The sequence below is a fragment of the Streptomyces apocyni genome, from assembly GCF_009739465.1.
GTDB classification, from domain to species: Bacteria; Actinomycetota; Actinomycetes; order Streptomycetales; family Streptomycetaceae; genus Streptomyces; species Streptomyces apocyni.
This window is the reverse complement of sequence record NZ_WHOM01000067.1, coordinates 377,292-388,015: the sequence shown is the minus strand read 5'-3', so window position 1 is coordinate 388,015 and position 10,724 is coordinate 377,292. Positions and strand designations below refer to the sequence as shown.

Below are 10,724 nucleotides of genomic sequence, written 5' to 3'. Positions count from 1 at the left end.
CGCCACGGCGCTCCACCCTCTTTCGACTGATTCCGCTGCTTTGGCCGCCATGGTGAGTGCGTGGGGACAGCCCAAACGTTACTAACGGGTAAACCTTCGGACAAGGGGCAGCCGCGTGGCAAAGACTGAGCTGCTGATTCGTCGACTCCCCACAAAGAATCGTGAACAGCCGCTGACCTCACCGACAGAGACCTTCACCACACCGGAGAGTTACTCTGCACTTCCAGAAGCCCGCGTACGGTGGGGCGACAAGGGATTTCGCGGGTTCGGCGAACCCGAACCAAGCGCAGCCCAAGCCAGTGTGGGCAAACTCACCGCAGGGGACGGGTCGTGGTGCCGTGTCGGCAGTCCCTAAACTCGGCTTGTTTCAAGGAGAGGGAGCCATCGTGCGCAAGGTGCTCATCGCCAACCGTGGCGAAATCGCTGTTCGGGTGGCCCGGGCGTGCCGGGACGCGGGGATCGCGAGCGTTGCCGTATACGCCGACCCGGACCGGGACGCGCTGCATGTACGGGCCGCGGACGAGGCGTTCGCGCTGGGTGGTGACACCCCCGCCAGCAGCTATCTGGACATGGCCAAGGTGCTGGCCGCGGCGAAGGACTCCGGGGCGGACGCGATCCACCCTGGTTATGGATTCCTTTCCGAGAACGCGGAGTTCGCGCAGGCCGTGCTGGACGCGGACCTGATCTGGATCGGCCCGCCGCCGCAGGCCATCCGCGACCTGGGCGACAAGGTCGCCGCCCGGCACATCGCGCAGCGCGCCGGTGCCCCGCTGGTCGCCGGTACGCCGGACCCGGTGTCGGGTTCGGACGAGGTGGTGGCCTTCGCCGAGGAGCACGGGCTGCCGATCGCGATCAAGGCCGCCTTCGGTGGCGGCGGCCGCGGCCTGAAGGTCGCCCGCACCCTCGAAGAGGTCCCCGAGCTGTACGACTCGGCGGTACGCGAGGCGGTGGCCGCGTTCGGCCGTGGCGAGTGCTTCGTGGAGCGCTACCTGGACAAGCCGCGCCACGTCGAGACCCAGTGCCTGGCCGACACGCACGGCAATGTGGTGGTTGTGTCCACCCGTGACTGCTCGCTGCAGCGCCGCCACCAGAAGCTGGTGGAGGAGGCTCCGGCGCCGTTCCTGTCCGCCGAGCAGAACGCCGAGCTGTACGCGGCGTCCAAGGCGATCCTCAAGGAGGCCGGGTACGTCGGTGCGGGCACCGTGGAGTTCCTGGTCGGCGTGGACGGCACGATCTCCTTCCTGGAGGTCAACACCCGCCTCCAGGTCGAGCACCCGGTCACCGAGGAGGTCACCGGCATCGACCTGGTCCGCGAGATGTTCCGCATCGCCGACGGCGAGGAGCTGGGCTACGGCGACCCGGCCATCCGCGGCCACTCCATCGAGTTCCGCATCAACGGCGAGGACCCCGGCCGCAACTTCCTCCCGGCTCCCGGCACGGTGACCACGTTCGCCCCGCCGTCGGGACCGGGTGTGCGCCTGGACGCGGGCGTGGAGTCCGGTGCGGTGATCGGCCCGGCCTGGGACTCGCTGCTGGCCAAGCTGATCGTCACCGGCGCGACGCGTGAGCAGGCGCTGCAGCGCGCGGCACGTGCCCTGGCCGAGTTCAAGGTCGAGGGCATGGCCACGGCCATCCCGTTCCACCAGGCCGTGGTGGTCGATCCGGCCTTCACCGCCGACCCCTTCAGGGTCCACACCCGCTGGATCGAGACCGAGTTCGTCAACGAGATCACCCCGTTCGCCGCTCCGCCCGCCGACGCCGACGCGGAGGAGGAAGCGGGCCGCGAGACGGTCGTCGTCGAGGTCGGCGGCAAGCGCCTGGAGGTCTCGCTGCCGTCGTCGCTGGGCATGTCGCTGGCCCGTACGGGCCTGGCGGCGGGCGCCAAGCCCAAGCGGCGGGCGGCCAAGAAGTCCGGCTCGGCCGCGTCCGGTGACACCCTCGCCTCGCCGATGCAGGGCACCATCGTCAAGGTCGCGGTGGAGGAGGGCCAGGAGGTCAAGGAAGGCGACCTGGTCGTCGTCCTGGAGGCCATGAAGATGGAGCAGCCGCTCAACGCGCACAAGTCGGGCACGGTCAAGGGCCTGTCCGCCGAGATCGGCGCGTCGCTCACCTCGGGCGCCGCCATCTGCGAGATCAAGGACTGACGTCCGGTACGCCTACGGATGCCGGGGCCCCGCTGAGACCTCTCGGCGGGGCCCCGTCCGTTGGTGGACTGGGTGGACGGGCGTGGCCCTTGGTGCGGCGGTGGCATGCTGGAGGGACGCGCAGGCCCAGAGAGGACGGCGGCGATGACCACCGATTCAGCGCGGAGCCCGGCACGCCCCATGCGCGCCGACGCCCGGCGCAACTACGAGCGACTGCTCGCCGTGGCCCGGACCGCCTTCGCGGAGCACGGCACGGACGCCTCGCTTGAGGACATCGCACGCCGCGCCGGGGTTGGTATCGGCACGCTGTACCGGCACTTCCCGAACCGGCACGCGCTGATGAGCGCGATCTTCGAGGACGCGGTGAGCGATCTGCTCGCGCGCTCCCGTGAACTGCTCGACGCTCCGCAGCCGTGTGCCGCGCTGGTCGCGTGGCTGCGGGACATCATCACGCATGCGAGCGAGTACCGGGGTCTGTCCCGGGCTCTGATGTCCGTGTCGAGCATGCCGGTGTCGAGCAACGAGAGTTCGGCGCTCTCGCGGTGCAGCATGCCGATGCGTGAGGCGGGTGGGGCGCTGCTCGCGCGGGCGCAGGAGGCTGGATCTGTCCGGTCCGATGTCACTATCGGTGACCTGCTTCAGCTGACCAACGCGATCGCGTTGGCCGCCGAAGAGACGCCGTCGGACCCGGGGTTGGCCGACCGCCTGCTGACGCTGACCCTTCAGGGTCTGGCGCCACGGTGCGAGTAGCCGGGTAGGCGGCTAGCCACCCACGGCCCTGCCGTGCCCCGCCTTGCCCTGCCGTGCCCCGCCTTGCCCCGCCGCGCTCCGCTCAGCGGCGGCGCAGGTCCGCCACGCGTACCCGCTCCGGACCGGGCGGCTGCTCGGTGAGCGAGGTGGCGCTACGCAACTGGGGCGCGGTGCCACGGCGTTGACCTGGGAGGGGGACGTCCCGGCGTGGCTGACGCCCCGCCGGGACCGGATCACCGCCCGCCCCCTGTCCGGTAGGACCCGGCCCCGCGGTCACGACCTGGACGCCCTGGTCGGCCAGCGCCTGGAGCTCCGTCGCGGCCCGCTCGTCGTGCGCGGGCGGCTCGTCGGTGACCAGCCGGGTGATCACGTCCGTGGGCACCGTCTGGAACATCGTGTCGGTGCCGAGCTTGGAGTGGTCGGCTAGGACGACGACCTCCGCGGCGGCCTGCACCAGTGCGCGGTCGACGCTGGCCGAGAGCATGTTGGACGTGGACAGACCGCGCTCGGCGGTGAGTCCACTGCCGGAGAGGAAGGCACGGGACACCCGCAGCCCCTGGAGGGACTGCTCGGCACCGCTGCCCACCAGGGCGTAGTTGGACCCGCGCAGGGTGCCTCCGGTCATCACGACTTCCACCCGGTTGGCATGGGCCAGCGCCTGGGCCACCAGCAGGGAGTTCGTGACGACCGTGAGACCGGGTACCCGCGCGAGCCGGCGGGCCAGCTCCTGGGTGGTGGTACCCGCTCCGACCACGATGGCCTCGCCCTCCTGGACGAGACTCGCGGCCAGGTCGGCGATGGCGGTCTTCTCGGCGGTCGCGAGATGGGACTTCTGCGGGAAGCCGGACTCCCGCGTGAAGCCACCCGGCAGTACCGCACCGCCATGTCGGCGGTCGAGGAGTCCTTCTGCCTCCAGCGCCCGCACGTCCCGCCGTACGGTCACTTCGGAGGTCTGGACGACGCGGGCGAGCTCACGGAGCGATACAGCTCCGTTGGCGCGCACCATTTCGAGGATCAATTGGCGACGTTCTGCAGCGAACACGAAACTGACAGTAACCCCAACGACCGTCTGCTTTCAGCAGTTTGCGCCGAATAGCGGAAGTTGTTCGCACGGAGATGCCTGAAGTGGTATAAGCGCGCCCAGCCTTCCGGTCACTCCCGGAAACCTGGGCCACGAGCGCCTCACCAGGCACTTTTCCTCACGCGTCGCCGGTGGCCTTGCGCGTGTGCAACTGCCGTGCGACCTCGGCGATCGAGCCCGACAGAGACGGGTACACGGTGAACGCGTTCGCGATCTGTTCCACCGTCAGATTGTTGTCGACGGCGATCGACATGGGGTGGATCAGTTCCGAGGCGCGCGGCGAGACGACCACACCGCCGACGACGATGCCCGTACCGGGGCGGCAGAAGATCTTGACGAAGCCGTCCCTGATGCCCTGCATCTTGGCGCGCGGGTTGCGCAGCAGCGGCAGCTTGACCACGCGCGCGTCAATCTTGCCCGCGTCGATGTCGGCCTGGCTGTAGCCGACGGTGGCGATCTCCGGGTCGGTGAAGATGTTCGCCGACACGGTCTTGAGGTTCAGCGGCGTCACCGTCTCGCCCAGGAAGTGGTACATCGCGATCCGGCCCTGCATGGCCGCGACGGAGGCGAGCGCGAAGATCCCGGTGACGTCACCGGCCGCGTACACGCCGGGCGCGGAGGTCCTGGACACCTTGTCGGTCCAGATGTGGCCCGAGTCCTTCAGCCTGACCCCGGCCTCGTCCAGGCCCATGCCCGCGCTGTTGGGGATCGCGCCGACCGCCATCAGGCAGTGCGAGCCGGTGATGACCCGGCCGTCGGCGAGGGTGACCTCGACGCCGTCGCCGACGCGCTTGGCGGAGGCGGCACGGGAGCGCGCCATGACGTTCATGCCGCGGCGCCGGAAGACGTCCTCCAGTACGGCGGCGGCGTCCGGGTCCTCGCCCGGCAGCACCCGGTCGCGGGACGAGACCAGGGTGACCCGGGAGCCCAGCGCCTGGTAGGCGCCCGCGAACTCGGCGCCGGTGACACCGGAGCCGACCACGATCAGCTCTTCGGGGAGCTCGTTGAGGTCGTAGACCTGGGTCCAGTTGAGGATGCGCTCGCCGTCCGGCTGGGCGTCGGGGATCTCGCGCGGGTGGCCGCCGGTGGCGATCAGTACGGCGTCCGCGGTGAGGGTCTCCTCGGTGCCGTCGGCGGCGCGGACGACGACCTTGCGCGAGCCGTCCATGGCCTGCTGGCCCTCGAGCCTGCCGCGGCCGCGCATGACGCGAGCACCGGCGCGGGTGACCGAGGCGGTGATGTCGTGCGACTGCGCGAGGGCGAGCCGCTTCACGCGTCGGTTGACCTTGCCCAGGTCGACCCCGACCACCCGGGCGGCCTCTTTGTCCGGGGGTGTGTCGTCCGCGACGATGATGCCCAGTTCCTCGTACGAGGAGTCGAAGGTCGTCATCACCTCGGCCGTCGCGATCAGGGTCTTCGACGGTACGCAGTCGGTGAGCACCGACGCCCCGCCCAGACCGTCGCAATCGACGACGGTCACCTCCGCGCCGAGTTGAGCCGCCACCAGGGCCGCTTCGTATCCGCCGGGTCCGCCACCAATGATCACGATCCGAGTCACGTACTCCATTGTCCCGCACCGCTCGGTGCGGTTCGCCCCGGGGGCTCCGTCCGGCCGCGTCAGCGTCCGGTCCGGGGGCACGGAGGGCGCGCGGAGGCCTCACGGAAGGCGCTTCGTGCGGGTTTGTACAACAGGGCCACCACGAGCCACTGACGTACCCTCGACCCATGTCGCTCTACGCCGCGTACGCCGGCAATCTCGACCCGCGGCTCATGTCCCGCCGCGCCCCTTACTCGCCGTTGCGTGCCACCGGATGGCTCAGCGGGTGGCGGCTGACCTTCGGTGGCGAGCACATGGGCTGGGAAGGCTCGCTCGCCACCGTTGTCGAGGCCCCGCGCGCGCAGGTCTTCGTCGCGCTGTACGACATCGCGCCGATGGACGAGGACTCCCTGGACCGGTGGGAGGGCGTCGGCCTGGACATCTACCGGCGGATGCGGGTCCGGGTGCAGACCCTGGAGGGCGAGATGCCCGCCTGGACGTACGTGCTGAACGGCTACGAGGGCGGCCTGCCGTCGGCCCGCTACCTGGGGGAGATCGCCGACGCGGCGGAGTCCGCGGGCGCACCGCACGACTATGTGATGGAGCTCCGCAAGAGACCCTGCTGAGGTGCCGACTGAGGCGCGACCGAGGCGCGGCTGAGGGCCAGCTGGGGCAGCTGAGAGGTCGGCCGAGGAGGCGACCGCGCCTCATCGGACCCCGTTTGGCGGAACACACAAGACAACGATCCAGGCACTGTAGCCCTCAATGTCTACGCGCGTAGGCCAAGAGCGGCTACGCTCGTCCGCGTGAACGCAACTCTTACTCCGGGCATCGACGGCGGATTCGCCGACCCGTACTCCGCCGCCGACGCCGCAGCCGCCCGCCTGCGCGAACTGACCGGCGCCGAGACCCACGACGTCGCCCTGGTGATGGGCTCCGGCTGGGCCCCCGCCGTGGACGCGCTCGGCGAGGCCGAGGCCGAGTTCGCCGTCACCGAGCTGCCCGGCTTCCCGCCGCCGGCGGTAGAGGGGCACGGCGGCAAGGTCCGCTCGTACCAGATCGGTGACAAGCGCGCCCTGGTCTTCCTCGGCCGCACCCACTACTACGAGGGCCGCGGCGTCGCCGCCGTCGTGCACGGCGTGCGTACCGCCGTCGCCGCGGGCGCCAAGACCGTCGTCCTCACCAACGGCTGCGGCGGTCTGCGCGACGGCATGCGCCCCGGCCAGCCGGTCCTGATCAGCGACCACCTCAACATGACGGCCACCTCGCCGATCGTCGGCGCGAACTTCGTCGACCTCACCGACCTGTACTCGTCGCGGCTGCGCGCGCTGTGCAAGGAGGTCGACGAGACGCTGGAGGAGGGCGTGTACGCCCAGTTCCCCGGCCCGCACTACGAGACTCCGGCCGAGATCCGGATGGCCCGCACACTCGGTGCGGACCTGGTCGGCATGTCGACCGTGCTCGAGGCGATCGCGGCCCGCGAGGCCGGAGCCGAGGTGCTCGGGATCTCCCTGGTCACCAACCTGGCCGCGGGCATGACGGGTGAGCCGCTCAACCACGAGGAGGTCCTCCAGGCGGGCCGCGACTCGGCCGCCCGGATGGGCTCCCTCCTGACGCGGGTCCTGGGCCGCATCTAGGCCCGGCCGGGGTGGGGCACGCACCCGCGTCCACCCCACCCCGCCCGCCCCACAACAACGCATCGCAGTGCGACCAGTGCAACACGAGAGGCTGAGGACACGGTGCAGCAGCACGACGACCTGATCGCTCGGGCCAAGGCATGGCTGGCCGAAGACCCCGACACGGAGACCCGCGACGAGCTCGCCAAGCTCATCGACACCGAGGCCACCGACGAACTCGCCGACCGCTTCAGCGGCACCCTCCAGTTCGGCACCGCCGGCCTGCGCGGCGAACTCGGCGCGGGCCCCATGCGGATGAACCGCGCCGTCGTGATCCGCGCCGCGGCCGGTCTCGCCGCGTACCTGAAGGGGCAGGGCAAGAACGGCGGCCTGGTCGTCGTCGGCTACGACGCCCGCTACAAGTCCGCCGACTTCGCCCGTGACACGGCAGCCGTGATGATCGGCGCCGGGCTGCGAGCCGCCGTACTGCCCCGCCCCCTCCCGACCCCCGTGCTCGCCTTCGCCATAAGGCACCTGGGCGCCGTCGCCGGAGTCGAGGTCACCGCGAGCCACAACCCGCCGCGCGACAACGGCTACAAGGTCTACCTCGGCGACGGCTCGCAGATCGTGCCGCCCGCGGACGCCGAGATCGCCGCCGAGATCGCCGCGATCGGCGCGCTCTCCGACGTACCCCGCCCGGACAGCGGCTGGCAGACCCTCGGCGACGAGGTCCTGGACGCCTACCTGGAGCGTACGGACGCGGTCCTGGCCCCGGGCTCCCCGCGCACCGCCCGCGCCGTCTACACGGCCATGCACGGCGTCGGCAAGGACACGGTGCTGGCCGCCTTCGCCCGCGCCGGGTTCCCCGCGCCGGTGCTCGTCGCCGAGCAGGCCGATCCCGACCCGGCGTTCCCGACGGTCGCCTTCCCCAACCCGGAGGAGCCGGGCGCGATGGACCTGGCCTTCGCCACGGCCCGCCGTACGACCCCCTCCCCCGACCTGATCATCGCCAACGACCCGGACGCCGACCGCTGCGCGGTGGCCGTGCCGGACGCGCGCGTGGCGGGCGACGGCGGCTGGCGGATGCTGCGCGGCGACGAGGTCGGCGCGCTGCTCGCCGCGCACCTCGTGCGCCGAGGCGTCACCGGCACCTTCGCCGAGTCGATCGTCTCGTCCTCGCTCCTCGGCCGCATCGCCGATGCCGCCGGTCTCGGCTACGAGGAGACGCTCACCGGCTTCAAGTGGATCGCCCGAGTCGAGAACCTGCGCTACGGCTACGAAGAGGCGCTCGGCTACTGCGTCGACCCCGAAGGCGTACGCGACAAGGACGGCATCACCGCGGCGCTGCTGGTCGCCGAGCTGGCCTCGGAGCTCAAGGAGCAGGGCCGCACGCTCCTCGACCTCCTGGACGAGCTCGCCGTCGAACACGGCCTGCACGCCACCGACCAGCTCTCGGTACGGGTCGAGGACCTCTCGGTGATCGCGGACGCGATGCGCCAGCTGCGCGCCCAGCCGCCGGTGTCCCTCGCGGGCCTCGCGGTGACCCGCGCCGAGGACCTGACCCAGGGCACGGACGCCCTGCCTCCCACGGACGGCCTGCGCTACACGCTGGACGGCGCGCGCGTGATCGTCCGCCCGAGCGGCACCGAGCCCAAGCTCAAGTGCTACCTGGAGGTCGTGGTCCCGGTCGCGGGCAGCGAGCCCGCGGCACTCGACGCGGCACGCGCGCAGGCGACGGACCGCCTGGCGGCACTGAAGCGCGACCTGGCGGCTGCGGCAGGCATCTGACGCGATTGCGGTACGGCGTACGGCACACGGCCCCCTCCCCGGAGCACACTCCGGGGAGGGGGCCGTACGCACAACTCCGCAAGATCCTCGCCGAACAGCGATGAGTCCACGCCGCCCACAAGGTCTGCATCACCAGCAACGGATCGCAGCCTCACGGACTCGGAGCCCTCATGGCCACGCACGGAACAACAAGCACGCCGCACTCACTCCAGGTGCCCGGGGCACGCCTGCACTACGAGGTACGGGGCAGCGGCCCGCTCCGCGTGCTGGTCGGCGCCCCGATGGACGCCGCCGCCTCCCGCGCCTGGCCAAGCTCCTGGACGCCGACCCCACCCTGTTCCCCGGCGACCACATCGGCTTCGTCAACGACCCCGCGGCCTTCGCCACGCGCCTACGCACGGTGCTCGCGGCGACCTGAGGACGTGGGACGCCCTGTCAGGGGTTGAGGTCGATCACGCGAACGGGCTGCCCCTTCCACACCTGCGGGGCCGCGGTAGCGATGACGGCGCCGTCGGTTCGCTCCGGGGTGGGCTGTGCCGCGTACCGGGCGTGTGCCGTGGCCCAGGTGGCGTCGCGGGCGAGGGCGAGAGCGGCAGGCAGGTCGAGGCCGAGGATCGTGACGCCGGGCAGTGCGGCGATGTGCTCAGCCGTACCCGGGCGGGCACGGTCCGCCTCAATCAGCGCGCATGTCGGGGCGTAGAGGAACCAGCCCGGCTCGGCTTGTGCTCGGTGAATCAGACGGGAGGCCAGGACGTTGCCGGTTCCGGCGGCGACCATGGCCGTGTCGTCGAGGACCACGTGTAAGGCGTTGCTCACCGGGCTCCCGCCTCGCCTAGGCGCCGGTCCAGCTCCGCGTCCAACTCGGCCTGCTCGTCCTGCGTGGGGTTGTAGCCGTTCCACGCGTGGAGCGCGGCACGTGTCTGCTCGGCCCGCTCGGCCCGCTCGGCGGGAGTCAGCAGCGAGTCAGCGAGGCGCGAGAGGTAAGCGCGCAGCGAAAGCCCCTCACCGGCCGCTATCTCGGCGAGTCGGTCCCGGGCTTCGGTGGGGATGCGGACGTTCGCGTCAGACATGACGAGGCTCCTTCGGCTCACCCTCACAGGGTACGGGTACGCACCCGTACCCACGCAAGAAGTCCTAACCGATCAGCAGCAGCGCGCCCAGCAGCGCCGCGCCCGCCGCCGCCGGGATCAGGATCTCGTACGCCCAGCGGATCTCCGGGTCGCCCTGGGCCGTCGGGCTCTTCGCCTCACGTTCGGCGATTTCGTTGAGCTCGGTGACCGCCTCGTCGGACGGGGCCTTGTCCGCCCCCGCCCCCGCCTTGCGGGCCTTCTTGCGGGCCCGGATGGATACCGGGATGGCCCAGACCTGGTACTTCGTACCGCCCTTCGCGTACACCTCGGTGGTGTAGCCGGACCGCAGCCCCTCGACCGACGCCCAGGGCAGGGTGATCACCCGGAAGGGGTTACGGACCCGGAGCCGGTCGTTGTTCGCGAAGACCGCGGGCCGCACGGTGTACGCGACCACCAGCGGCACCGCGAACACCAGGGCCGCGAGTGCGACCCAGGGCACCCGGCCCTCGCCACGGATGAGGGCGTCGCCGCCCAGCCACGCTCCGAGGGCCAGGATCAGGACGCCACCGACGATGCCCCCACCGGAACGGTAGGCGCGGTCGGCGTACGCAGGCTCGGCAGGCTCGGTGGGCTGCCGGTCAGAGCTCGTCATGGAATCGATTGTCCACCACCTCGGTTTTGAAGAAGGAGAGCCCAGGGCTTCACAAGCCGCTACGCGCGTAGATATGCTCCCCTCGT

10 protein-coding genes are annotated in these 10,724 nt (G+C 71.1%); 5 read left to right on the top strand and 5 right to left on the bottom strand.

Features of this window, described 5'->3' with window-relative positions; translation table 11 throughout:
• The first annotated feature begins 386 nt into the window (after nucleotides 1-386).
• Entirely contained in the window at nucleotides 387-2,144 is a 1,758-nt protein-coding gene (locus GCN81_RS23855) for an acetyl/propionyl/methylcrotonyl-CoA carboxylase subunit alpha (protein ID WP_156723246.1), read from the top strand.
• A 144-nt stretch (nucleotides 2,145-2,288) separates the two neighbouring features.
• The gene (locus GCN81_RS23850; RefSeq protein ID WP_231626497.1) at nucleotides 2,289-2,894 is read left to right on the top strand and encodes a TetR/AcrR family transcriptional regulator; all 606 of its coding nucleotides are present in this window, start codon (nucleotides 2,289-2,291) and stop codon (nucleotides 2,892-2,894) included.
• Between the two features lie 82 nt (nucleotides 2,895-2,976).
• Here the strand turns inward: GCN81_RS23850 and GCN81_RS23845 are convergent, their stop codons facing one another.
• Both GCN81_RS23845 and GCN81_RS23840 read right to left on the bottom strand, forming a co-directional pair.
• Entirely contained in the window at nucleotides 2,977-3,936 is a 960-nt protein-coding gene (locus GCN81_RS23845; RefSeq protein WP_156723244.1) for a DeoR/GlpR family DNA-binding transcription regulator, read from the bottom strand.
• A 157-nt stretch (nucleotides 3,937-4,093) separates the two neighbouring features.
• Nucleotides 4,094-5,542, bottom strand: a complete 1,449-nt coding sequence (locus GCN81_RS23840) for an NAD(P)H-quinone dehydrogenase (protein ID WP_156723242.1) — start codon at nucleotides 5,540-5,542, stop codon at nucleotides 4,094-4,096.
• A 158-nt stretch (nucleotides 5,543-5,700) separates the two neighbouring features.
• On the opposite strand from GCN81_RS23840, the gene GCN81_RS23835 reads away from it, so the two are divergent.
• From GCN81_RS23835 to GCN81_RS23825, 3 genes are all read left to right on the top strand, one after another.
• A complete protein-coding gene (locus GCN81_RS23835) occupies nucleotides 5,701-6,138 on the top strand; it encodes a gamma-glutamylcyclotransferase (protein WP_156723240.1) in 438 nt (145 codons plus the stop codon).
• A 180-nt stretch (nucleotides 6,139-6,318) separates the two neighbouring features.
• A complete protein-coding gene (locus GCN81_RS23830; protein ID WP_156723238.1) occupies nucleotides 6,319-7,149 on the top strand; it encodes a purine-nucleoside phosphorylase in 831 nt (276 codons plus the stop codon).
• 102 nt (nucleotides 7,150-7,251) lie between these two features.
• Complete coding sequence (locus tag GCN81_RS23825; protein WP_156723237.1) at nucleotides 7,252-8,916, top strand: phospho-sugar mutase; 1,665 nt, start codon at nucleotides 7,252-7,254, stop codon at nucleotides 8,914-8,916.
• Between the two features lie 435 nt (nucleotides 8,917-9,351).
• Here GCN81_RS23825 and GCN81_RS23820 read toward each other — a convergent pair whose 3' ends face one another.
• The 3 genes from GCN81_RS23820 to GCN81_RS23810 form a co-directional block, all read right to left on the bottom strand.
• Nucleotides 9,352-9,732: a PIN domain-containing protein gene (locus GCN81_RS23820; protein ID WP_197287528.1), complete on the bottom strand. Its 381-nt coding sequence runs from the start codon at nucleotides 9,730-9,732 to the stop codon at nucleotides 9,352-9,354.
• Nucleotides 9,729-9,986 (bottom strand): hypothetical protein, encoded by a 258-nt coding sequence (locus GCN81_RS23815; RefSeq protein ID WP_156723235.1) that lies wholly within the window; start codon nucleotides 9,984-9,986, stop codon nucleotides 9,729-9,731. The genes GCN81_RS23820 and GCN81_RS23815 overlap by 4 nt, the downstream gene beginning before the upstream one ends.
• A gap of 64 nt (nucleotides 9,987-10,050) precedes the next feature.
• On the bottom strand, nucleotides 10,051-10,638 hold the full coding sequence (locus tag GCN81_RS23810; protein WP_156723233.1) for a PH domain-containing protein: 588 nt from the start codon (nucleotides 10,636-10,638) through the stop codon (nucleotides 10,051-10,053).
• Nucleotides 10,639-10,724: the final 86 nt, after the last annotated feature.